Raw genomic sequence first — 22,033 nt, 5'->3', positions numbered from 1 at the left:
TTAATGACGTATAACTAATCGATTATCAATCAGAACCGGACGCGCCCGGATGCATCCGTTACAATTCCGATTCGATGATTTCCGGCTGCAGCGCGAGACAGGCATGGCGCAAAAAAACATTCTTCTGGGCATTACCGGCGGCGTAGCCGCCTACAAGGCGGCGGAGCTGACCCGGCTGCTGGTGAAGGCCGGCCACCGCGTGGAAGTGGTGATGAGCGAGAACGCCACCCGTTTCGTGACGCCGCTCACCTTCCAGGCGCTGTCCGGCCACGCGGTGTACCACGATGTGTGGGACAGCCGCCCGGACAACGCCATGGCGCACATCGAGATGTCGCGCCGCGCCGATGTATTCGTGATCGTGCCGGCCAGCGCCGACTGCATCTTCAAGCTGGCGCATGGCGCCTGCGACGACCTGATCTCCACCATGGCCGCCGCGCGTACCTGCCCGCTGGTGGTGGTGCCGGCGATGAACCGCCAGATGTGGGACAACCCGCCCAATCTGCGCAACATCGCCCAGCTGCAGGCCGATGGCGTGCAGGTGTGGGGGCCGGCACATGGCGTGCAGGCCTGCGGCGAAACCGGCCCGGGGCGCATGCTGGAGCCGGAGGAAGTGTTCGAGCTGCTGCAGGGCTATTTCGATGAAAAAGTACTGGCCGGCAAGCAGGTGCTGCTCACCGCCGGCCCCACCTTCGAGCCGATCGACGCCGTGCGCGGCATCACCAACATCAGCTCCGGCAAGATGGGCTACGCACTGGCGCGCGCCTGCCGCGATGCCGGCGCCGAGGTCACCCTGGTATCCGGCCCCACCGCCCTCACCCCGCCGGTGAACGTGCGCCTGCTGCCGGTGCAGACTGCCAGCGAAATGTACCAGGCGGTGCTGGCCGAGGTTGGCCGCAGCGATGTATTCATCAGCGTGGCGGCGGTAGCCGACTACCGGGTGAAGAACCGCAGCGAGCACAAGCTGAAGAAGGGTGACGCGGTACCGGTGATCGAGCTGGAAGAAAACCCGGACATCCTCGCCACCGTGGCCGGCCTGCCGGCGGCGCCGTTCTGCGTCGGCTTCGCCGCGGAAAGCCAGAACCTGCTGGATTTTGCCGAGCAGAAGCGCAAGCGCAAGAAGGTGCCGCTACTGGTGGCCAATCTGGCACAGCAGGCGATGGGCGCCGACCATAATGAGGTGGTGTTGCTGGACGACGCCGGCCAGCATCCGCTGCCGGCACTACCCAAGGACGAGGTTGGCCGCGCCATCGTGGCCCACCTCGCCCAGTGCCTCAACCGTTAACACAGATATTTGCAAGCAATGAACAAACCCGTACTCGACATCAAGATTCTCGACTCCCGCCTGCACGACTGCCTGCCGGCCTACGCCACCAGCGGCTCCGCCGGCCTGGACCTGCGCGCCGCCATCGACAGCGACATGGTGGTGGAACCGGGCCAGACCGTGCTGGTACCCACCGGCATGGCCATCCACCTGGCCGACCCGACCCTGGCGGCGATGATCCTGCCGCGCTCCGGCCTGGGCCACAAGCACGGCATCGTGCTTGGCAACCTGGTGGGGCTGATCGATTCCGACTACCAGGGCCAGTTGATGGTATCGGTATGGAACCGTGGCCATGACAGCTTCAAGCTGTCGCCGCTGGAACGCATTGCGCAGATGATCATCGTGCCGGTGGTACAGGTAGCGCTGAACATCGTGGAAGACTTCGCCAGCAGCGAGCGCGGCGAAGGCGGCTTCGGCAGCACCGGCCGCGGCTGATCAGGCAGGAACCAGGCAATGAACCGGCGAGCCGCCAACGACAACCTGGCCAATCTGGTGCAACAGATGGCCAAGATGAGCGCGCAACGCGGCTTGCGCGAGCTGGAGCGCAGCCTGCTGGAACTGGTGGGCGTGCTGCTGCGCCAGCACAGCGTGCGCTTCTACAGCCTGCGCGGTAACGATCAGAATCTGGAAGTACGCCTGCTGCACCGGCTGGATGAAGCCGGCGGCTACCACAAGGTCAGCCCGCGGCACTGGCAGGCGCCGGACCAGCACATGCGCGATGCCATCCTGCACAGCGACGACACGCCCGGCCCCTGGCACCAGGGCGACACCACCTGGCAGGTAATCCGCCAGCGCAACCGGCGCACCGCACTGATAGTGGTGGAAAACGGCCCGCTGGACGAGCAGGAGGAAGGCTTTCTGGCCGCCATCATGCTGATCCACGAAAACTACCTGCGCCTGTTGTACGACGCCGAACGCGACATGCTTACCGGCCTGTTGAACCGCCGCAGCTTCGATACCCGGCTGTACGAGCTGATGTCGCAGCCGGGGCAGCACTATACGCTGGCCCTGCTGGACATCGACCACTTCAAGCAGGTCAACGACCGCTTCGGCCATATCGTCGGCGACGAAGTGCTGCTGCGCATCTCGCAACTGATGACCGACACGCTGGGTAGCGGCGTACAGTTCTACCGCTATGGCGGCGAAGAGTTCGCCGCGCTGCTGCGTCAGGGCCAGGACGGGCACAGCGCGCCGCAGCAGCTGGAGACTCTGCGCCATCGCATTGCCGCCACCGATTTTCCGCAGGTGGGTCAGGTAACGCTGAGTATCGGCCACGTGCAGATCGACCAGCAGCCGCTGCCGGCCAACGTGGTGGAACAGGCCGACAAGGCGCTGTATCACGCCAAGGAGCACGGCCGCAACCAGGTGGTGGACTACGCGCAATTGCTGGCCCAGGGCCTGGTGTCGCCGCAAGGTTGGCCGCAAGGCGACGTCGAGCTGTTCTAGTTCGAACTGCCCACGCAAAAAAGCCCCGCACTGGCGGGGCTTTGTTCTTGCGAAGGCGGTTCACTCTGCCGATGCGGTACGGATACGCTCGGAGCGGCCGCGCAGCCATTCCAGCGTCAGCAGCAAGGCGATGGAGAACAGGATCAGCACGGTAGCCGCGGCGGCAATCGCCGGGCTGATGTTCTCCTTGATGCCGCCGAACATCTGGCGCGGCAGCGTGGTCTGTTCCGGGCCGGCCAGGAACAGCGTCACCACCACTTCGTCGAACGAGGTGGCGAAGGCGAACAGCGCACCGGAGATCACGCCCGGCGCGATCAGCGGGAACACGATGCGACGGTAGGTGGTGATGGCATTGCCACCCAGGCTGGCGCTGGCGCGGATCAGGTTCACGTTGAAACCGCGCAGCGTGGCCGACACGGTGATCACCACGAAGGGCACACCCAGCGCGGCATGCACCAGGATCAGCGCCAGGTAGCTGTTCGACAGGCCGATAGGCGCAAAGAACAGGTAGGCGCCCACGCCCACGATCACCACCGGCACCACCATCGGCGAGATCAGGATGGTCATCAGCAGCGACTTGCCGGGGAAGTCGGTCGAGGTCAGACCGACCGCCGCCAGCGTGCCCAGCGAGGTAGCCAGCAGCGTTGCCGCCGGCGCCACGATGAAGCTGTTCTGCAGCGAATGCAGCCACACGCCGTTGCCGAAGAACTCCTGGTACCAGCGCAGCGAGAAGGAGTGGATCGGGTACAGCAGGAAAGTATCCGCCGAGAACGACAGCGGCACGATTACCAGCAGCGGCGACACCAGGAAGATCAGGATCAGCACGCACATGGTACGGAAGGTCCAGAACCAGATGCGCTCGATCGGAGAAGCGTAATTCGGCAGCATGATTTACCCCAGGCTCAGACGGTTGGCACCCACCAGCTTGCTGTACACACCGTACAGCGTCATGGTGGCGATCAGGAGCAGACTGCCCAGTGCGGCGGCCATACCCCAGTTGATGGTGACGTTGGTGTAGAACGCCACGTAGTAGCTCACCATCTGTTCTTCCGGGCTGCCCAGCAGTGCCGGGGTGATGTAGTAGCCGATACACATGATGAATACCAGCAGCGCGCCGGCGGCCACGCCTGCCACGGTCTGCGGGAAGTAGATCTTCCAGAATGCGGCAAACGGGTGGTCACCCAGCGAGATGGCGGCACGCATATAGGTCTGCGGAATGCTCTTCATCACGCTGTAGGCCGGCAGGATCACGAACGGCAGCAGGATGTGCACCATGGCGATGTAGACACCGACACGGTTGAACGCCAGCTGCAGCGGCTCGCCGATGATGCCCAGGTGCATCAGGGCACTGTTGATCAGGCCCTCGCGCTGCAGCAGCACGATCCACGATGCCACGCGCACCAGTACCGAGGTCCAGAACGGCAGCAGCACCAGGATCATCAGCAGGTTGCTCTTGCGCGCCGGCAGGTTGGCCAGCCAGTAAGCCAGCGGATAGCCCAGCAGCAGGCACCATACGGTTACCCAGAAGCTCATCCACAGCGTACGGCCGAAGATCTTGACGAAGGCGCGCTCGTCTTCCGGCGCCAGCACCGGCGCACCGGATTTGTCTTCACGCAGGTCCAGCGCGCTGTACACGTAGAACGGGGTCCACGACTTGGCGTTCTTGGCGATCACCTGCCAGGTATCGGCCTGGCCCCACTGCTCGTCTATCTGCACGAAACGGTCGTGCATGGTTTCGCCGGCAGCCAGTTCCAGCGGCATCTTGCGCGCGGTCTTCTGCAACAGGGAACGGAAACCGCTGACATCCATATTGAGGCGCTTGGCCACCTCGGACACGGTCTTGGCTTCCTTCGCCACGGTCAGGTCCTGCGCCAATGCGCGGTATACATCTTCCGACGGCACCGACTGGCGGTCCCATTTTGCAATCAGCTGACTGGTCTTGGGCAGGTAGGTGACGACTTCCGGGTTGTCCACGCTGCGCTTGAGCAGGGTGACAATGGGAATCAGGAAGGTCAGCAGCAGGAAGATCACCAACGGTGCAACCAGTGCTACGGCCTTGAGCTGCTTGTTGCGGCGCTCGCGCGCCAGCTTGAGCTTGAGCGGCTCGCCATCGGCGGCCGTCAGCGGCGCAGAGACGGAAAGGGATTCGGACATGGTATGCATCACTTCCGGTAAGTCCCGCCGACAGGATGGGCGGCAGGACAGATCAGCAAAGAGCGGGAGCTTGCCTGTGCGTGCAATCAAGAGCCGCCAACAAAACCGTGCAGAGAACCTGAGCCAGAGTGCGCCGATACAGACAAAACAACAAGCAGGCGCAACACGGAATCAGGGGTTTTGTTAGCGGCACTAGGTTGGCCGCACCGGCGGTGCGGCCAACTACAGGCTACGGCAGCCCGTCAGGTACGACTTAGCGAGCAGCCCAGGCGTTGAAGCGCTGTTCCAGGTCTTCACCATGCTCAACCCAGAAGTTCACATCCAGCGCTACGGCGTTCTTCAGGTTGGCCGGCCAGGTCGGCAGGTTGGCAGCGGACTTCGGATCCACCTTCTGCACGGCCTTCAGGTTGGTCGGACCGTAGGCGATCTTGTTGGAGTAGATAGCCTGGTTTTCCGGCTTGCTGGCGTGCTTGATGAAGGCCATGGCTTCCTTGGCATTCGGGGAACCCTTCGGTACCGCCCAGGAATCCACGTCGTATACGCTGCCGGTCCATACCACTTTCAGGTTCTTGCCTTCCTTCTGTGCGGTATCGATACGACCGTTGTAGGCCGAGCTCATCACCACGTCACCGGAAGCCAGGAACTGCGGCGGCTGGGCGCCGGCTTCCCACCACTGGATGTTCGGCTTCAGCTGGTCCAGTTTCTTGAAGGCGCGATCCACGCCGGCCTTGGTGGCCAGTACCTTGTACACGTCGGTCGGCTTCACGCCGTCAGCCATCAGTGCGAATTCCAGGGTGTACTTGGCGCCCTTGCGCAGGCCACGCTTGCCCGGGAATTTCTGTACGTTCCAGAAGTCGGCCCAGTTCTGCGGAGCGGACTTCAGCTTGTCGGCGTTGTAGGCCAGCGCGGTGGACCATACGAAAATGCCCACGCCGCACTCGGATACCGCCGGCTTCACGAAGTCGGCCTTGTTGCCCACCTGTTTCCAGTCGATCTTCTCGAACATGCCGTCTTCACAGCCGCGCAGCAGTTCCGGGGATTCCACTTCCACCACGTCCCAGGTCACTTTCTTGGCATCGACCATGGCTTTTACCTTGGCCATTTCGCCGTTGTAGTCGCCTGCAGTCACCTTGTTGCCGGAGGTTTTTTCAAAAGTCTGGTAGTAGGCTGCGGTTTGCGCATCCTTGTTGGCGCCACCGAAGGAAATCACGGTGATGTCCTTGGCCATTGCCGGTGCGGCGAAAGCCACGGCTACGCTCAGCACAGCAAGACGGGGGGCGAATTTGGTCATGAGAATGCTCCTCATAGATTGCACGTTTGCAGACGTTTGGATGACCCATGTCGGGCCTTAGTTTTGTTGCTTTGGGGTACTGCGGGTGGTTTCGCGGTCTTTCCCACGGACGTGACTGGCCGGCAGGCAGTCAACCTGCCCGGCCATACCTGGTCTTAGTGGGTAATAACAGACGAATCAAGGGCGCGGATGTCATGCGACATCCAGCCGACATTGAGGGTGTCGCCAACCTGCCAGCGGCTGTCCAGCTCGCCTACCGGCACCTTCACCATGAAGCCGTGCTGGCCGGCTACTTCCAGGCGCAGGCGTACGTGGTCGCCAAAGTAGATGAACTCGGACAGGCGGGCCGCCAGACGGTTTTCGCAGCCGTCGGCGTACTGGTTCAGGCGCACGCGCTCCGGGCGGATCGACATGGAAGTCGGCTCGCCCGCGCGGTCAACACAGATGGCAGAGGCGCGGACGGTGTCACCGGAAGCCAGGCGCACCACAGCGCTGCCCTGCTCCACTGCCACCACTTCGCCGTGCAGCGTGTTGTTTTCGCCGATGAAGTTGGCCACGAAGGAGTTGACCGGCTTTTCGTACAGCACGTCGGCCGCATCGATCTGCTGGATGATGCCGTCCTTGAACACCGCCACGCGGTCGGACATGGTCAGCGCTTCGCTCTGGTCGTGGGTCACGTACACCACGGTCACGCCCAGGGTTTCGTGGATATGCTTGATCTCCAGCTGCATGTGTTCACGCAGCTGCTTGTCCAGCGCACCCAGCGGCTCGTCCATCAGCACCAGCTGCGGTTCGAATACCAGGGCGCGCGCCAGCGCCACGCGCTGCTGCTGGCCGCCGGACATCTGGCCGGGGTAGCGGTTGGCAAGGTTGCCGAGCTTCACCATGTCCAGCGCTTTCTTCACACGGGCGGCGATGTCGCTCTTGCTCATCTTGCGGATGGTCAGCGGGTAGGCCAGGTTCTCGGCCACGGTCATGTGGGGGAACAGGGCATAGTTCTGGAACACCATGCCGATGTTGCGTTTGTGCGGGGGCACGTTGTTGAGCAGCTGGCCGCCAAGGCGGATTTCGCCGTGGGTGGGGGTCTCGAAGCCAGCCAGCATCATGAGACAGGTCGTTTTACCGGAGCCGGATGGCCCCAGCATGGTGAGGAATTCGCCGCGGCGAATATCCAGGTCCAGGCTTTTGACGATCAGGGATTCGCCATCGTAGCTCTTTTGCACGCCACGAAAGCTTACCAACACGTCCGATGCCGGTTGTTGCTCGCTCATCCTGCTTTTCTCCACACTGTTCCGCTTGGCGGAATCTCGTTTCAGTTTTATTAGGCTAATCGGCCTGCGGCGGGATGTAAAGTACCCAGGCAAATTGCCTGCCCAGGTAAGCGACCTGTCCCGTAGTGCAGCCGTCGATTAATTTAACCACCTGTTTAAGAAAACGAGCACAACAATTACACAAAAAAATCCGGGCAATTTTGCTGCACTGCGCTTTTTATAGCGCTTGGCACTATCTGCGTGCATGTTATTTACATTTATCGGCAAAATTCGATAAGTCAAACCCGGTTTTTGGCAATGTTCTGCACGGAGTCGGGCGCAACGTGCACCAAGTCGTAAAACGACCGTTTGTTGTCGGCATACAACAAAATGGCGCAAATCAGCCGAATAACCACCCGATAGCAAGATGTCATGTCGCCAATCGCCGCACCGATTGCCCATATGCCGGCTGCCGGCATGGCCAATGACGGCGACCAGAAACGCCACTGTTCTCCTCCGGCACACCGGTTCCGGCACGGCTGGCGATGCCACAGTCTGCCCCGCCCCACCCCGGCAACACCTGATCACGGACAAAAAAAAAGCCGACCCGTAGGTCGGCTTAAGGGAGTACTGCGAAACAGAAACTGAATCAGCCCAGCAGGTGGTTGTTCAGCTCGCGCATGCCGGCGGACAGCATGGCCAGGTCCAGCGCTTCGAACGATTGCAGTTCAGCAAACATCTGCTGGCAGGCTTCCACGTCGCTGGCGCGCTGGGCAAGCCAGCTGCTGACGAAGGCGCTGTCGCTGTTGGCTGCCAGCGCACGGCGGGTCAGCTCGCGATGCTGGCGATACAGGTCGTCACGCAGCGCGGAGCGGGCCAGCGACTGCCAGCGGTTGTCGCGCGGCAGCTGGGTGATGGCGCTGCGCAGCCAGTCCAGCTGCAGGCTGCGGCCCAGCTGCAGGTAGTTGGCCGCAATCGCGTCCAGCGACAGCTCGCTGTTGCCGGCGATCTCGATGATGTCCATCAGCGGCACAGCGAACTCCAGGCGGGCCAGCACGCTGGCCAGTTCGGCCGGTACGTTCGGCTGGTTCAGGCGTTTCTCCTGGCGAGCCACCTGCGGGTAGGCATCGGCGCTTACCAGCTGCGGCAGCTGCTGCAGCAACGACTGTACCTTGGCACCGTACTGCTCGATGGCGGCGCTTACCGAACCGATCGGACGACGGTTACGCAGCACCCAGCGCACGGCGCGCTCTACCAGGGTACGCACCATCACCATCATTTCCACTTGCAGATCGGCGGAAACCTGGTTGTCCAGCTGCTCGATCTGGCCCCACAGACGCTCGGCATCGAACACGCGGCTGGCGATCCAGAATGCGCGGGTGATGTCGGCAGCGGAGAACGAGGACTCTTCCTGCAGGCGGAACACGAAGGTCACGCCCATGCGGTTGATGATCTGGTTCGCCAGCTGGTTGGAGATGATCTCGCGCTTCAGGTGGTGGCGCTGCATCTGCTCGCCGAAGCGCTGCTGCAGCGGTTTCGGGAAGTAGTTCACCAGCACCGGCATGAAGTCGGCGTCATCCGGTACATCGGTAGCCAGGATGGCCTGGTCCAGCGAAATCTTGCCGTAGGCCAGCAGTACCGACACTTCCGGCGAGGCCAGGCCCTGGCGAGCCAGGCGACGCTCGTTGATCTGGGTGTCGGACGGCAGGTACTCGATCTCGCGGTTCAGCTCACCGGTTTTTTCCATGTGGCTGATCATGCGGCTGTGCGCGCTCAGCATGGAGGCGGCATGGCTGCGGTTGATCGCCAGCACCTGGGTCTGCAGGTAGTTGTTGCGCAGCACCAGGTGGCCCACTTCTTCGGTCATCTCGGCCAGCAGGTCATTACGCTGTTTCAGCGTCATGTCACCGGCCTGCATTACCGCGCCCAGCAGGATCTTGATGTTCACTTCGTGGTCGGAGCAGTCCACGCCGGCGGAGTTGTCGATGGCGTCGGTGCAGATGCGGCCACCGGTCAGCGCGTACTCGACACGACCCAGCTGGGTGCAGGTCAGGTTACCGCCTTCGGCTACCACTTTGGCTTGCAGCTGGTTGCCGTTCACGCGCACCGGGTCGTTGGCGCGATCGCGGGCATCGGCGTGGCTCTGGGTGGATGCCTTGATATAGGTACCGATACCACCGTTGTAGAACAGGTCAACCTTGGCCTTGAGCAGCTCGTGGATCAGCTCGTTCGGCGCCATGCTGTCCTTGTCGGTTTCCAGCCAGGCCTTCACTTCCGGCGACAGCGGGATGGACTTGGCGGAACGTTCGAAGATGCCGCCACCCTGCGAGATCAGCTCGCGGTTGTAGTCGGTCCAGCTGGAACGCGGCAGGTTGAACAGGCGGGCACGCTCGGCGAAGCTGTGCGCCGCATTCGGGGTCGGGTCCAGGAAGATGTGCAGGTGGTTGAACGCGGCCTTCAGGCAGATATGCTCGGACAGCAGCATGCCGTTACCGAACACGTCGCCAGCCATGTCGCCAATGCCGATCACGCTGAAATCCTGCTCCTGGGTATTCACGCCCAGGTGGCGGAAGTGGCGCTTCACCGACTCCCAGGCACCGCGGGCAGTAATGCCCATGCCTTTGTGGTCGTAACCGGCGGAACCGCCGGAGGCGAAGGCGTCGCCCAGCCAGAAGCCATAAGCCTCGGAAATGCTGTTGGCGATGTCGGAGAAGGTCGCGGTGCCCTTGTCGGCAGCCACCACCAGGTACGGATCATCCGGATCCAGGCGGCGCACATCCACCGGCGGCACGATCTGGCCGGTCACCAGGTTATCGGTTACATCCAGCAGTGCGGAGATGAAGATCTTGTAGCAGGCGATACCTTCGGCCATGAAGGCTTCGCGGTCGCTCGGGGCCGGCGATTGCTTGCACACGAAGCCGCCCTTGGAGCCCATCGGCACGATCACCGAGTTCTTCACCATCTGCGCCTTCACCAGGCCCAGCACTTCGGTACGGAAGTCTTCCATGCGGTCGGACCAGCGCAGACCGCCACGGGCTACCTTGGAACCACGCAGGTGCACACCTTCCACACGCGGGCTGTATACCCAGATTTCGAACATCGGGCGCGGTTGCGGCAGGAAGGAAATCTGGTTGGAATCCAGCTTGAAGGATGCGTAGGACTTGTACTCGCCGTCCTTGCCCTTCTGCCAGAAGTTGGTGCGGCGGGTGGCCAGAATTACTTGCAGGAAGCCGTTCAGGATGCGGTCTTCATCCAGGTTGGCAACCTTGTCCAGCTGTTCCTTCAGGGTGTCCTGCAGCTTGGCGGCGGCGGCATCGTCGAACGCGGTCGGGTGCTGGCGTGCTTCGAACAGGCGCACCAGGTTGCGGGTGATGTCCGGGTAGTGCGCCACGCAGTTTTCGATGTAGGCCTGGCTGAAAGTCAGACCGCCCTGACGCAGGTACTTGGCCAGCGCGCGCACCAGGGTGATTTCGCGCCAGTCGAGGCCGGCCACTACCGCCAGGCGGTTGAAGCCGTCGTTTTCGCAATCGCGGGCAAATACGCGGGCCAGCAGTGCCTGGAAGTTCTTCTGAACTTCATCTTCCTGCATGGCATCGGCGTGAGCCCCCAGTTCCAGACCGAAGTCGCTGATCCACACGGTTTCGCTGTTGCGCTCCACCAGGTACGGATGCTCGTCGCGCACCTGCACACCCATGTTTTCCAGGATAGGCAGGCTGGCGGACAGGCCCAGCGGCTGGCCGGCGCGGAACAGCTTCAGGTTGTAGCCGTGGCTGCGGTTGAACGCGCGGTACAGCTTCATGGTCATGCCGGACTGCTCGGCGGCATCTTCGATCAGCTGGATGTCCAGCACCGCGTTGCGGGCAGCGAATTCTTCACGGTAAGCCACCGGGAAGGCACCACGGTAGCGATTGAACAGCAGGTTGCCCTTCTCTTCGCCGTGGGTCTCGATCAGTTGCTGATGCAGCTCTTCTTCCCAGCCGCGTACCACGCGGGCGATGTCGGCTTCCAGCTCGTTCTCGCGGAACTGCGGCAGGTGGCCGCCCTGGGTGCGGATGATGTAGTGCACGCGCGCCAGGGTGCTGTCGCTGATCTGCACGCTGAATTCGGCGGATGCGCCATTGAAGGCAGCCATCAGCACTTTTTCGATCTTCAGGCGGATCTCGGTATTGAAGCTGTCGCGCGGTACGTATACCAGGCAGCTCACGTAACGGTGGTAGCGGTCGGCGCGGGTGAACAGGCGCACGCGCGGGCGCTCCTGCAGGCTGACGATGCCTTCGGCGATCGGGGTCAGCACGTCGGCCGGAATTTCGAACAGCTCGTCGCGCGGGTAGCTTTCCAGTACGAAGCCCAGGGTCTTGGCCTTGTAGCTGTTATCCACGTAGTCGCAGCTGGCCACCACGTGCGCCACTTTCTGGCGCAGCAGCGGAATGTCTTTCGGCGAATTCTGGTAGGCGCTGGAGGTGTACAGGCCCAGGAAGCGGCGCTCGCCGATTACCTCGCCCTTGCTGTTGAAGCGCTTCACGCCCACGAAGTCCATATAGGCCGGGCGATGCAGCACCGAGCGGGACTGCGACTTGTTCAGGATCAGCAGATGCGGCTGGTGCGCCAGTTCACGCAGTTCCTGCGGCAGTGCCTCGAAGCTGGCGGAGTATTCCTTGCCGCCCTGGTCCTTCAGGAAGCCCAGGCCGGAGCCCTGGACGATCTTCAGGCTGTCCTTGCCGTCGCGCTTCACCAGGTCGTAATCGCAGTAACCCATGAAAATGAAGTGGTTGGCCGCCATCCAGTCGAGGAAGGCAACCGATTCCTTGGCTTCATCGCTGCGCTTGCCGTCGATCTTGGCGACTTCGGCACGCACTGCGGCCAACGTTTCGCGCATCTGCGGCTCGTCGTCCACTACCTGGCGCAGGTAGCCCAGCACGCTGTCCAGGTCTTCCTGCAGCGCCTTCAGCACGGCAGGGTCGCTGACGCGGTCCACCTGTACGTGGATGAAGGATTCCAGCGGCAGACTGCGGTCTTCGGTACGTTTCAGTTCGGTGATTTCGTTGTTGCCATCGCGGCCAACGGACAGCACCGGGTGCACCAGCAGGTGCAGGTTCAGGTTGTGGCGGCCCAGCAGCATGGACAGCGAGTCGATCAGGAACGGCATGTCGTCGTTCACGATCTCGATCACGCTGTGGGTGCTCTGCCAGCCGTCACGTTCGAAATCGGGGTTGTAGATGCGAGCCTTGGCCTGGCCGGCGGCACGCTTTTGCGCAAACTCGAAATGCGCCATCGCCGCACCGAACAGATCCAGCGGGGAGAAACTCTTCAGGTCTTCCTGCTCGGTTTCTTCGAAATACAGGGGGATAAAGGTACCCAGGCGAGCAGCCTCGGCGGAAGAGAGTTTCTGTTCAGCCACTGCCAGAATGTCAGCGACCAGCCCAAGGGTTTCGGTCTTTTTGGTAAGCGACATGTTGCTTCTCGTAGTTGTTCTCGGGGACACAGGTGTTGTGTGGCGGCATTGTAAGAGCGCCTACCTGCAAGGCATTTCCGTATTGCGACATTGACGTACACATTCATCAAATGCACCGCACAATCATGAATCCATAAATGTTTTGCATTTGACAGCGATTACGCTTTTTGCCTTATAGCAATGCGACGGCAAATTACAAAATAAACAAGCGTGCCAATTCATTTAAACGTATAGACAAAAAGCACAACCATATGATTTTGCTTGCATTTCACAAGCAGACAAAAATTCAGTAGAATGCGCCCCCTTCGGCGCCCCCGGTCACAAGCCGGGGCGCTGCATTGTGCCTGCTGTCGTTGCGTGCCAAGATTCCGCGTCCTCCCCCGCAGGAGGATCGCAAAATAACAACATTACAAGGGAAGGCCCGCACGGGCCGGATGTGCCCGCCAGCGCCGTCGCAGCACGGCAGGCAAACAAGCCCCGTCACCCGGGGATCACATTCAGATGAGAGTTTAGAGATAGCATGAAAAAAGCACTTTTCCTGGCCACTCTGGCCCTGTCCTCCACTGCCTTCTCCGCCCAGGCCGAAACCATCCGTTTCGGCATCGATGGCAACTACCCCCCGTTTGCCAAGCAGGGTGCGGACGGCAAGCTGCAGGGCTTCGATGTGGATATCGCCTACGCGCTGTGCACCGCGATGAAGGCGACCTGTGAAATCGTGCCGCAGGACTGGGACGGCCTGATCCCGGCCCTGAACGCCAACAAGTTCGATGCCATCCTGTCCTCCATGTCGATCACCGACGAGCGCAAGAAGGCCGTGGACTTCAGCAACAAGTACTACAACACCCCCAGCCGCATGATCGCCAAGGCAGACACCAAGGTTGACCAGCACAGCTTCAAGGGCAAGAAGATCGGCGTGCTGCGCGCCTCCACCCAGGAAAAATTCGCCAAGGATTACTGGGCCAAGAACGGCGCCACCGTTGTCTCCTACGGCAAGGCGCCGGAAGGCTTCCTGGATCTGAAATCCGGCCGTATCGACGGCATGTTCGTGGATTCGGTGGTGGGCGAGAGCGACTTCCTGAAATCTTCCCAGGGCAAGGGCTTTGCCTTCGTCGGCCCGGAATACAGCGACAGCAAATACTTCGGCTACGGCGCCGGCATCGCGGTGAAAAAGGGCAACAATGCCCTGCGCGAGCGCCTGAACCAGGCCATCGCCCAGATCCGCAAGGACGGCAGCTACAAAAAAGTACAGGACAAGTACTTCAACTTTAACGTGTACGGCAACTAAGCCGGCACGCCCCACCCCGCCCGGCATGCCAGGCGGGGTTTCATAATAAAAGCCCTCTGAGACGGAGAAAATCCATGAAAAAGCCCATGCTGATGCTGGGCGCGGTTGCGCTCGCCCTGAACGTAGCCGCCCACGCCGAAACCCTGCGTTTTGCCACCGATGCCAGCTACCCGCCGTTTTCCAAGCAGGGTGCCGACGGCAAGATGACCGGCTTCGACCCCGACATCGCCCAGGCTCTGTGCCATGCAATGAAAGCCACCTGTGAAGTGGTACCGCAGGATTTCGACGGCATCATCCCGGCGCTGCAGGCCAAGAAGTTTGACGCGGTGATCGCTTCGATGAACATCACCGAAGAACGCAAGAAGGCCGTGGATTTCTCCGACAAGTACTACAACATGGCCAGCCGCCTGGTGGGCAAGACCGGCACCCAGGTGAACGACGCCTGGTTCAAGGGCAAGAAGATCGGCGTACTGCGTTCCTCGATCCAGGAAAAATACGCGCGTGACTACTTTGCCAAGCTGGGCGCACAGCTGGTGCCGTACGGCAAGGCACCGGAATCCTTCCTCGACCTGAAGGCCGGCCGCCTGGACGCCGCCTTCGTTGACGCCGCCGTGGGCGACGTGGACTTTGTCCACACTCCGAACGGCAAGGGTTTCGCCCTGATCGGCCCGGACTACAATGATCCGAAATACTTCGGCATCGGCGCTGGCGTTGCCGTGCGCAAGACCGACAAGGCCCTGCTGGCCCGCATCAACAGCGCGCTGAAGCAGATCCGCGCCGACGGCAGCTACGACAAGATCCAGAAGAAGTACTTCAGCTTCGACATCTACGGCAAGTAAGCCGTCCGTGCAGGCGGCCAGCCTACAAGGTTGGCCGCATTCCTTTCGGCCGCAAGGCAGATAGACGGAGCAACACAATGTTTCTACAGGGTTACCTGCCCAGCATCCTGGAAGGCACCGCGCTGACCGTCGAGGTGGCCATCGCCTCGCTCGCCGTCTCCGTAGTGCTGGGCCTCATCGGCGCCATGTTCAAGATGGCCCACTCCAAGCCACTGGTGTGGCTGGCCGAACTCTATTCCACCATCGTGCGCGGCGTGCCCGACCTGGTGTGGATGCTGCTGCTGTTCTTCGGCGTGCAGATGATGATCAACGACTTCTGCGCCTACATGAACTGGCCGGCCCCCGAGATCAACTCCTTCTTCGCCGGCGTGATGACCATCGGCTTCATCTTCGGCGCCTACATGACCGAAACCTTCCGCGGCGCCATCATGGCGGTGCCCAAGGGCCAGATGGAAGCCGGCCTCGCCTACGGCATGAGCCCGCTGCGCGTGTTCACCCGCATCACCTTCCCGCAGATGGTGCGCTTCGCGCTGCCCAGCTTCTCCAACAACTGGCTGGTGCTGGTCAAATCCACCGCCCTGGTGTCGGTGATCGGCCTCAACGACGTGATGTACCGCGCCGACACCGCCAAATCCATTACCCAGCAGCCGTTCACCGTCTACGCGGTAGTCGGCGGCATCTTCCTGGCCATTACCAGCGTGTCCGACCTGGCGCTCAAACGGCTGGAAAAACGCTATTCCAGCGGTGTAAGGGAGGCTGAACTGTGATCGACGTAAACCTGATGCTGGAAAAACTGCCGGCCTTCTTCGGCGGTACCGACGGCGCCCCGGTGCTGTCCACGAGCGATGGCCTGCAACTGACGCTGGAGCTGCTGTTCTGGTCGCTGCTGGCCGGCCTCGCGCTGGCGGTGCCGCTGTCGCTGCTGCGCGTGTCGAAGAACCGCCTGCTGTCGCGCGCCGTGTGGCTGTACACCTACGTGTTCCGCGGCACGCCGCTCTTGGTGCAGCTGTTCATCATCTACTACGGCCTGTCGCAGTTCGACTGGGTGCGCGAGAGCTGGGCATGGCAGTACCTGCGCGAGGCCTACGCCTGCGCCATCCTGGCCTTCACCCTGAACACCGCCGCCTACACCACCGAGATCATTGCCGGCCAGATCCGCAACACCCATCACGGCGAGATCGAAGCGGCCAAGGCGGTAGGCATGAGCAAGTGGCTGATGATGCGCCGCATCGTGGTGCCGTCGGCCCTGCGCCGCGCGCTGCCGGCGTACAGCAACGAAGTGGTGATGATGATGCAGTCCACCTCGGTAGCCGGCCTGGTGACCCTGGCCGACGTGACCGGCGTGGCGCGCCGCGTGTTCAGCGACACCTATATGCCGTTCGAGCCGTTCCTGACTGCGGCAGCCATCTACCTGGCGCTGACCTTCGGCTTCGTGTGGCTGTTCAAGCGCGCTGAGCGCCGCTGGCTGTCCTACCTTGCCCCGCGCAAACATTAAGCAGGAGTCTGGCATGCAACGTATCGACCACCCGCTCGCCAGCGGCAGCCTGGGCACCGCCCGCGGCATCAGCAGCTTTCATTTCGGCACCGCCGGCAGCGGCGAGAAAATCTATATCCAGGCCAGCCTGCATGCCGACGAACTGCCGGGCATGCTTACCGCCTGGCACCTGAAACAGCGCCTGGCCGCGCTGGAGGCGGAAGGCCGCCTGAGCGGTGAGGTCGTACTGGTGCCGGTGGCCAACCCCATCGGCCTGGACCAGAACCTGAACGGCGTGGCGCTGGGGCGTTTCGAGCTGCACACTGGCCAGAACTTCAACCGCCACTACCCGGCATTCGCCACCGAGATCTTTGCCGAGCTGCAACACCAGCTGGGCAGCGATGCTGCGGCCAACACCCGGCTCATCCGCCAGCTGCTGCTGCAGAAAGTGGCTGCCATCCAGCCGGCTTCGGAGTTGGCCGCACAGCGCAAGCAGCTGATGCTGCTGGCCTGCGATGCAGACGTGGTGCTGGACCTGCACTGCGACTGCGCCGCCGCGCTGCACCTGTACACCGGCACCCCGCTGTGGCAGCAGTGCGAGCCGCTGGCACGCTACCTGGATGCCGCCTGCACCCTGCTGGCGGAAGACTCCGGCGACAACCCGTTCGACGAAGCCTGCAGCCAGCTGTGGTGGCAACTGCGCGACCTGGCGCAGGCTGCCGGCAGCAAGGCCGCCATCGCCATGGCCTGCCTGTCGGTAACCGTGGAACTGCGCGGCCAGGCCGACGTGAACCACAACTTTGCCCGCCAGGACGCCGATGCCATCATCGCCTTCCTGACCCATCGCGGCGTGATCCGCGGCGATGCCCCTGCCCTGCCCGCGCTGCGCTACCCCGCCACGCCGCTGGCCGGCTCGGAAAACCTGCTGGCCCCCCATGCCGGCGTCGTGCATTATTATCTGAAGGCCGGTTGTATCGTGAATAGCGGCGACCATATCGCCGACGTGATCGACCCGATCAACGACCGCGTCACCGCCGTGCGCGCCAACCGTGGCGGCATGCTGTACGCCACCGAAAGCCGCCATTACGTAACAGCCGGTCAGTGGCTGGCCAAAGTCGCCAGCGCTGACGCCTTCAAAACCGGAAAGTTGCTCTCAGCATGAACCAGACCACTACTCAAAACAGCGCTGGTCAAGCCAACGCCAGCGACATCAAGCTGCAGGTGACCGACCTGCACAAGAGCTACGGCAGCCACGAAGTGCTCAAGGGCGTATCGCTCACCGCCCATGCCGGCGACGTGATCAGCATCATCGGCTCCTCCGGCTCCGGCAAAAGTACCTTCCTGCGCTGCATCAACATGCTGGAACAGCCCAATAGCGGCACCATCGCCGTCACCGGCGAACAGCTGGGCCTGGTCGCCGACAAGCGCAACAACGCGCTGAAGGCGGCTGACCCCAAGCAGCTGGCGCGCATCCGCACCAAGCTGGCCATGGTGTTCCAGCACTTCAACCTGTGGGCGCACATGACGGTGCTGGAAAACATCATCGAAGCCCCGGTGCACGTGCTGGGCGTACCGAAGGATGAAGCCATCGCCCGGGCGCGCAAATACCTGGACAAGGTTGGCCTCAAGGGCGTGGAAGACAAATACCCGTCGCACATGTCCGGCGGCCAGCAGCAGCGCGTGGCCATTGCCCGTGCGCTGGCGATGGAACCGGAAGTGATGCTGTTCGACGAGCCGACCTCGGCGCTGGACCCGGAGCTGGTGGGCGAAGTGCTGCGCGTGATGCAGGCGCTGGCCAAGGAAGGCCGCACCATGGTGGTGGTGACGCACGAAATGGGCTTTGCCCGCGAGGTGTCCAACCACGTGATCTTCCTGCACCAGGGCCGCATCGAAGAGCAGGGCAACCCGAAGGAAGTGCTGGTGACGCCAAAGAGCGAACGCCTGGCGCAGTTCCTCTCCGGCAGCCTGAAATAATTCCGGCACGCGCTTGATTTGCCGAAGCCATGCTGGCTACAACGTCAGCATGGCTTCGCCGTTTAGCGGCCGCCCACCCTGCGGCCAACCCTGGGTAGTTGCCTCGCCGTCGCAGCCGCGACACAATGCGCTGCCTTCACCATCCCGCGACATCGCTCCTAGCTACCGGATATGGTCACCACTACCACCAGCAACAAACCCGTCCGCTTCGGCTTCCTGCTGCTGCCCAATGCCTCGCTGGCCGATTTCGGCATCGCCACCGAGGTACTGACCCGCGCCAACCAGCTGGCAGAACGCCGCGTCTACGAATTCCTGCCGCTGTCGCTTACTGGCGAAATGGTTACCATGAGCAACGGCCTGAAAATGCCGGTGGACCTGCCGCTGGCGCATGCGCCCAAGCTGGACGCACTGGTGGTGCTGGCGGACGAAGTCGGCATCGACCTGGCGGCGGACGACCTGGCCAAGGCCATTGCCGGCCAGCTCACCGAGCAGACGGTACTGATAGGCATCGGCTGCGGCAGCTACTGGCTGGCGCGCGCCGGCCTGCTCTCCGGCCACCGCGCCACCATCCACTGGCAGGAAATCAACCGCCTCACCGAAGAATTTCCGGACGTGATCGTGTCGTCCAACCTGTTCGAAATGGACAGCAACCGCATGAGCGGCGCCGGTGGTGCCGCCAGCTACGATTTCATGATGGCGCTGGTTGCGGCCAACCTTGGCCACGAGTTTGCCGCCCAGCTGTCCGAGGTGTTCAGCATGGAGCGGCTGCGCCCCGGCAGCGAGCGGCAGCGCATTCCGCTGGCCACCCGCATCGGCGGCAGCCAGCCCAAGCTCACCGAGGCGGTGAGCCTGATGGAAGCCAATATCGAAGAGCCGCTCACCACCGACGACATCTCCTACTACGTGGGCGTGTCGCGCCGCCAGCTGGAGCGGCTGTTCAAGCAGTACCTGGGCACGGTGCCCTCCAAGTACTACCTGGAGCTGCGTCTGAACCGCGCGCGCCAGCTGCTGCAGCAGACCAGCAAGTCCATCGTGCAGATCGGCCTGGCCTGCGGCTTCTCCAGCGGGCCGCACTTTTCCAGCACCTATCGCAGCCATTTCGGCATCACCCCGCGCGAAGAGCGCGCCCAGCGCAGCAACCCGGGCGACAGCAAGGCAGGCTGAACGCCGCCACTCTCCAGCAAAGGGCTGCTTCAGCAGCCCTTTGTCTTTTCCGGGCCACCGCGCCTTATTCTGAAAAACTGAATATACAACTCAAAATTGCTTGATTGCCATTAGTCCTAGTCAGAACTATTCTATCTGGAACTATTTCGCTACCCGGAATCTCTATGACTCAAGCCACCCCGTTGCCGCGGACGCGCGAGCTGATCCGCGAGCTGGTGCGAGCCTACCAGGCGTTCGAGCAGCGCTCGAACAACCGCATCCGCCTGCATGGTCTGACCCATGCGCAGTTCGACGTGATCGCCACGCTGGGCAATACCCCCGGCATGAGTTGCAAGACGCTGTCGGAAAAAACCTTGATCACCAAGGGCACGCTCACCGGCGTGCTGGACCGGCTACTGGAGAAACAGCTGATTACCCGCACCGTGGATGCCAACGACCGGCGCAGCCTGTTCGTGGCGCTGACGGACGAGGGCGAAGCGCTGTTCCGCCAGTCGTTCCCCGACGTGGCGGGCCATATCAGCAGCGCCTTCGACCACCTGGACGACGGCGAGCTGGCCGCCGCCAGCGCGCTGCTGCACCGGGTAAGGCTGGCACTGGAAAACGAACAGGAAACCTGACATGCACACCAACACCCCGCGCTACAGCCCGGCGCAGATCCTGATGCACTGGCTGATGGCCGTGCTGATCATCGCCGCCTTCGCCTTTGGGCGCTACGTGGACAGCCTGCCGCTGTCACCGACCAAATTTCGCCTGATCAGCTACCACAAGTGGCTGGGCATCAGCATTCTTGCCCTGCTGGTGCTGCGCGTGCTGCTGCGCCTGGCCAAGCGCGCCCCCGCGCTGCCGGCCAGCATGGGCCCCGTAGCCCGCCTGGCTGCCCACGGCGGCCATGCCGCACTGTACCTGCTGATGCTGGTCATCCCGGTAAGCGGCTGGCTGATGAGCTCCGCCTACGGCATCCCGGTCGTGCTGTTCGGCGTGCTGCCGCTGCCGGACCTGCTTGCGGCCAACCCTGAGCTTGCCGAACAGCTGAAGGCCGTGCACGGCCTGCTGAACAATGCCCTGCTGCTCGTGGTGATCGGCCACGTACTGGCGGCCCTGAAACACCAGTTCATCGACAAGGACGGCCTGCTAGAGCGCATGCGCCCCGGCCGCTGATACACAGGAACCCACACATGAAACACACACTGCTACTGTTGGCCGCACTGTCGGTACCCGCCTTCGCTCAGCCGGTAGACCTGGGCAAGAGCCAGCTCGCCTTCACCATGAAACAGATGGGCGTACCGGTTTCCGGCAACTTCAAAAAATTTGCAGCTAACGTGAGCTTCAACCCGGCGCAACCGGATGCAGCCAAGGCCGATATCGGCATCGACATCAACAGCATCAGCCTGCCCACCGCCGATGCCAATAACGAGGCACGCAAGAAGGACTGGTTCAACGCCGCGCAGTTTCCGCAGGCCCGCTTCGTTTCCAGCAGCATCAAGCCGCTGGGCAATAACCGCTTCCAGGTAAGCGGCAAGCTCACCATCAAGGGCACCACCCGCGATGTCAGCGCGCCGTTCCAGATCACCGCGCAGGGCAAGCAGCTGACCGTGGATGGCCTGCTGCCGATCTCGCGCCTGGCATTCAAGGTAGGCGAAGGCAGCTGGAGCGATACCAGCACCGTAGCCGACAACGTGGACCTGAAGTTCCGCATCGTACTCGACAACTGACCCGCCCCTCACACTGGAGAAAACTGATGATCCGTACCGCTCTGTTTACCGCCCTGCTGGCCGCTGCCGGCGCTGCTTACGCTGCCCCGATCAACTACGACGTAGACCCGACCCACACCTTCGCCGGCTACGAAGTGAACCACCTGGGCCTGTCCCTGCAGCACGGCACCTTCACCAAGGTAAGCGGCAAGCTGGCCGTGGACGAAGCCGCCAAGAAAGGCAGCGTGGATGTGACCATCGACGCCGACTCGCTGCAGACCTTCCTGGGCGACCGTGACAAGCACCTGAAGAGCCCGGACTTCTTCAACGTGGCCAAGTACCCGACCCTGAGCTACAAATCCAGCGCCGTGATCTTCAAGGGCGACAAGCCGGCTGAAGTACAGGGCAACCTGACCATGCTGGGCGTGACCAAGCCGGTAACCCTGACCCTGACCCGCGTCAGCAAGGGCAAGAACCCGATGTCCGGCGTGGAAACCTGGGGCGTGAACGCCGTAGCCAGCATCAAGCGTAGCGAATTCGGCATGAAGACCTTCCTGCCGGCCATCGGCGACGATGTACAGCTGAACATCACCCTGGAAGCCACCCAGGCGCAGTAATTGCCGGTAGTAGCATGAAAAAAACCGCAGCCGGAACGCTGCGGTTTTGGCGTACTGACAAAGCCCCTTGCGCAT

The 22,033-nt window shown here is 62.3% G+C and carries 20 protein-coding genes; 14 read left to right on the top strand and 6 right to left on the bottom strand.

Annotated features, from left to right (window positions below; all coding sequences use genetic code 11):
* The first annotated feature begins 103 nt into the window (after positions 1 to 103).
* From coaBC to PSELUDRAFT_RS12320, 3 genes are read left to right on the top strand one after another with little or no spacing between them, the layout of a single operon-like run.
* Positions 104 to 1,282 (top strand): bifunctional phosphopantothenoylcysteine decarboxylase/phosphopantothenate--cysteine ligase CoaBC, encoded by a 1,179-nt coding sequence (gene coaBC, locus PSELUDRAFT_RS12330; protein WP_088967126.1) that lies wholly within the window; start codon positions 104 to 106, stop codon positions 1,280 to 1,282.
* Between the two features lie 18 nt (positions 1,283 to 1,300).
* Positions 1,301 to 1,756 (top strand): dUTP diphosphatase, encoded by a 456-nt coding sequence (dut, locus tag PSELUDRAFT_RS12325; protein WP_088967125.1) that lies wholly within the window; start codon positions 1,301 to 1,303, stop codon positions 1,754 to 1,756.
* Positions 1,757 to 1,774: 18 nt separating this feature from the next.
* Positions 1,775 to 2,767 (top strand): diguanylate cyclase domain-containing protein, encoded by a 993-nt coding sequence (locus PSELUDRAFT_RS12320; RefSeq protein WP_088967124.1) that lies wholly within the window; start codon positions 1,775 to 1,777, stop codon positions 2,765 to 2,767.
* Between the two features lie 60 nt (positions 2,768 to 2,827).
* Here PSELUDRAFT_RS12320 and PSELUDRAFT_RS12315 read toward each other — a convergent pair whose 3' ends face one another.
* The 6 genes from PSELUDRAFT_RS12315 to PSELUDRAFT_RS12290 all read right to left on the bottom strand — a co-directional run bounded on the left by PSELUDRAFT_RS12315 (position 2,828) and on the right by PSELUDRAFT_RS12290 (position 12,914).
* Complete coding sequence (locus PSELUDRAFT_RS12315; protein ID WP_088967123.1) at positions 2,828 to 3,655, bottom strand: ABC transporter permease; 828 nt, start codon at positions 3,653 to 3,655, stop codon at positions 2,828 to 2,830.
* Between the two features lie 3 nt (positions 3,656 to 3,658).
* Complete coding sequence (locus tag PSELUDRAFT_RS12310; protein ID WP_088968482.1) at positions 3,659 to 4,921, bottom strand: ABC transporter permease; 1,263 nt, start codon at positions 4,919 to 4,921, stop codon at positions 3,659 to 3,661.
* A gap of 253 nt (positions 4,922 to 5,174) precedes the next feature.
* Positions 5,175 to 6,212, bottom strand: coding sequence for an ABC transporter substrate-binding protein (locus tag PSELUDRAFT_RS12305; protein WP_088967122.1), 1,038 nt, complete (start codon positions 6,210 to 6,212; stop codon positions 5,175 to 5,177).
* A gap of 155 nt (positions 6,213 to 6,367) precedes the next feature.
* Positions 6,368 to 7,483: an ABC transporter ATP-binding protein gene (locus tag PSELUDRAFT_RS12300; protein ID WP_088967121.1), complete on the bottom strand. Its 1,116-nt coding sequence runs from the start codon at positions 7,481 to 7,483 to the stop codon at positions 6,368 to 6,370.
* 138 nt (positions 7,484 to 7,621) lie between these two features.
* Entirely contained in the window at positions 7,622 to 7,969 is a 348-nt protein-coding gene (locus PSELUDRAFT_RS19435; protein ID WP_157725115.1) for a hypothetical protein, read from the bottom strand.
* Positions 7,970 to 8,111: 142 nt separating this feature from the next.
* The gene (locus PSELUDRAFT_RS12290) at positions 8,112 to 12,914 is read right to left on the bottom strand and encodes an NAD-glutamate dehydrogenase (protein WP_088967119.1); all 4,803 of its coding nucleotides are present in this window, start codon (positions 12,912 to 12,914) and stop codon (positions 8,112 to 8,114) included.
* 520 nt (positions 12,915 to 13,434) lie between these two features.
* On the opposite strand from PSELUDRAFT_RS12290, the gene PSELUDRAFT_RS12285 reads away from it, so the two are divergent.
* From PSELUDRAFT_RS12285 to PSELUDRAFT_RS12235, 11 genes are all read left to right on the top strand, one after another.
* Positions 13,435 to 14,199, top strand: a complete 765-nt coding sequence (locus PSELUDRAFT_RS12285) for an ABC transporter substrate-binding protein (protein WP_088967118.1) — start codon at positions 13,435 to 13,437, stop codon at positions 14,197 to 14,199.
* Between the two features lie 74 nt (positions 14,200 to 14,273).
* Positions 14,274 to 15,038, top strand: a complete 765-nt coding sequence (locus PSELUDRAFT_RS12280) for an ABC transporter substrate-binding protein (RefSeq protein ID WP_088967117.1) — start codon at positions 14,274 to 14,276, stop codon at positions 15,036 to 15,038.
* A gap of 77 nt (positions 15,039 to 15,115) precedes the next feature.
* Complete coding sequence (locus PSELUDRAFT_RS12275; RefSeq protein WP_088967116.1) at positions 15,116 to 15,805, top strand: ABC transporter permease; 690 nt, start codon at positions 15,116 to 15,118, stop codon at positions 15,803 to 15,805.
* Positions 15,802 to 16,533 (top strand): ABC transporter permease, encoded by a 732-nt coding sequence (locus tag PSELUDRAFT_RS12270; RefSeq protein WP_088967115.1) that lies wholly within the window; start codon positions 15,802 to 15,804, stop codon positions 16,531 to 16,533. The genes PSELUDRAFT_RS12275 and PSELUDRAFT_RS12270 overlap by 4 nt, the downstream gene beginning before the upstream one ends.
* Before the next feature lie 13 nt (positions 16,534 to 16,546).
* Positions 16,547 to 17,674 (top strand): succinylglutamate desuccinylase/aspartoacylase family protein, encoded by a 1,128-nt coding sequence (locus PSELUDRAFT_RS12265; protein ID WP_088967114.1) that lies wholly within the window; start codon positions 16,547 to 16,549, stop codon positions 17,672 to 17,674.
* On the top strand, positions 17,671 to 18,486 hold the full coding sequence (locus PSELUDRAFT_RS12260) for an ABC transporter ATP-binding protein (protein WP_088967113.1): 816 nt from the start codon (positions 17,671 to 17,673) through the stop codon (positions 18,484 to 18,486). The genes PSELUDRAFT_RS12265 and PSELUDRAFT_RS12260 overlap by 4 nt, the downstream gene beginning before the upstream one ends.
* Before the next feature lie 171 nt (positions 18,487 to 18,657).
* Positions 18,658 to 19,650 carry a GlxA family transcriptional regulator gene (locus PSELUDRAFT_RS12255; protein ID WP_088967112.1) on the top strand — a complete coding sequence of 331 codons (993 nt, stop codon included), beginning with the start codon at positions 18,658 to 18,660 and terminating at the stop codon, positions 19,648 to 19,650.
* Between the two features lie 164 nt (positions 19,651 to 19,814).
* A complete protein-coding gene (locus tag PSELUDRAFT_RS12250; RefSeq protein WP_088967111.1) occupies positions 19,815 to 20,267 on the top strand; it encodes a MarR family winged helix-turn-helix transcriptional regulator in 453 nt (150 codons plus the stop codon).
* Position 20,268: 1 nt separating this feature from the next.
* Complete coding sequence (locus tag PSELUDRAFT_RS12245) at positions 20,269 to 20,808, top strand: cytochrome b (RefSeq protein ID WP_088967110.1); 540 nt, start codon at positions 20,269 to 20,271, stop codon at positions 20,806 to 20,808.
* A gap of 17 nt (positions 20,809 to 20,825) precedes the next feature.
* Positions 20,826 to 21,362, top strand: coding sequence for a YceI family protein (locus tag PSELUDRAFT_RS12240; RefSeq protein ID WP_088967109.1), 537 nt, complete (start codon positions 20,826 to 20,828; stop codon positions 21,360 to 21,362).
* A 26-nt stretch (positions 21,363 to 21,388) separates the two neighbouring features.
* Positions 21,389 to 21,958, top strand: coding sequence for a YceI family protein (locus tag PSELUDRAFT_RS12235; protein ID WP_179947542.1), 570 nt, complete (start codon positions 21,389 to 21,391; stop codon positions 21,956 to 21,958).
* The last annotated feature ends 75 nt before the right edge of the window (positions 21,959 to 22,033 follow it).

It is taken from the genome of Vogesella sp. LIG4 (genome assembly GCF_900090205.1).
GTDB lineage: Bacteria > Pseudomonadota > Gammaproteobacteria > Burkholderiales > Chromobacteriaceae > Vogesella.
This window is presented reverse-complemented; position numbering and strand designations above follow the sequence as displayed.

Excerpts from the sequence above, each read along its gene's own strand:
- coaBC (WP_088967126.1), top strand. The coding sequence starts at position 104 with ATGGCGCAAAAAAACATTCTTCTGGGCATTACCGGCGGCGTAGCCGCC.
- dut (WP_088967125.1), top strand. The coding sequence starts at position 1,301 with ATGAACAAACCCGTACTCGACATCAAGATTCTCGACTCCCGCCTGCAC.
- PSELUDRAFT_RS12320 (WP_088967124.1), top strand. The coding sequence starts at position 1,775 with ATGAACCGGCGAGCCGCCAACGACAACCTGGCCAATCTGGTGCAACAG.
- PSELUDRAFT_RS12315 (WP_088967123.1), bottom strand. The coding sequence starts at position 3,655 with ATGCTGCCGAATTACGCTTCTCCGATCGAGCGCATCTGGTTCTGGACC.
- PSELUDRAFT_RS12310 (WP_088968482.1), bottom strand. The coding sequence starts at position 4,921 with ATGTCCGAATCCCTTTCCGTCTCTGCGCCGCTGACGGCCGCCGATGGC.
- PSELUDRAFT_RS12305 (WP_088967122.1), bottom strand. The coding sequence starts at position 6,212 with ATGACCAAATTCGCCCCCCGTCTTGCTGTGCTGAGCGTAGCCGTGGCT.
- PSELUDRAFT_RS12300 (WP_088967121.1), bottom strand. The coding sequence starts at position 7,483 with ATGAGCGAGCAACAACCGGCATCGGACGTGTTGGTAAGCTTTCGTGGC.
- PSELUDRAFT_RS12290 (WP_088967119.1), bottom strand. The coding sequence starts at position 12,914 with ATGTCGCTTACCAAAAAGACCGAAACCCTTGGGCTGGTCGCTGACATT.
- PSELUDRAFT_RS12285 (WP_088967118.1), top strand. The coding sequence starts at position 13,435 with ATGAAAAAAGCACTTTTCCTGGCCACTCTGGCCCTGTCCTCCACTGCC.
- PSELUDRAFT_RS12280 (WP_088967117.1), top strand. The coding sequence starts at position 14,274 with ATGAAAAAGCCCATGCTGATGCTGGGCGCGGTTGCGCTCGCCCTGAAC.
- PSELUDRAFT_RS12275 (WP_088967116.1), top strand. The coding sequence starts at position 15,116 with ATGTTTCTACAGGGTTACCTGCCCAGCATCCTGGAAGGCACCGCGCTG.
- PSELUDRAFT_RS12265 (WP_088967114.1), top strand. The coding sequence starts at position 16,547 with ATGCAACGTATCGACCACCCGCTCGCCAGCGGCAGCCTGGGCACCGCC.
- PSELUDRAFT_RS12260 (WP_088967113.1), top strand. The coding sequence starts at position 17,671 with ATGAACCAGACCACTACTCAAAACAGCGCTGGTCAAGCCAACGCCAGC.
- PSELUDRAFT_RS12255 (WP_088967112.1), top strand. The coding sequence starts at position 18,658 with ATGGTCACCACTACCACCAGCAACAAACCCGTCCGCTTCGGCTTCCTG.
- PSELUDRAFT_RS12250 (WP_088967111.1), top strand. The coding sequence starts at position 19,815 with ATGACTCAAGCCACCCCGTTGCCGCGGACGCGCGAGCTGATCCGCGAG.
- PSELUDRAFT_RS12245 (WP_088967110.1), top strand. The coding sequence starts at position 20,269 with ATGCACACCAACACCCCGCGCTACAGCCCGGCGCAGATCCTGATGCAC.
- PSELUDRAFT_RS12240 (WP_088967109.1), top strand. The coding sequence starts at position 20,826 with ATGAAACACACACTGCTACTGTTGGCCGCACTGTCGGTACCCGCCTTC.
- PSELUDRAFT_RS12235 (WP_179947542.1), top strand. The coding sequence starts at position 21,389 with ATGATCCGTACCGCTCTGTTTACCGCCCTGCTGGCCGCTGCCGGCGCT.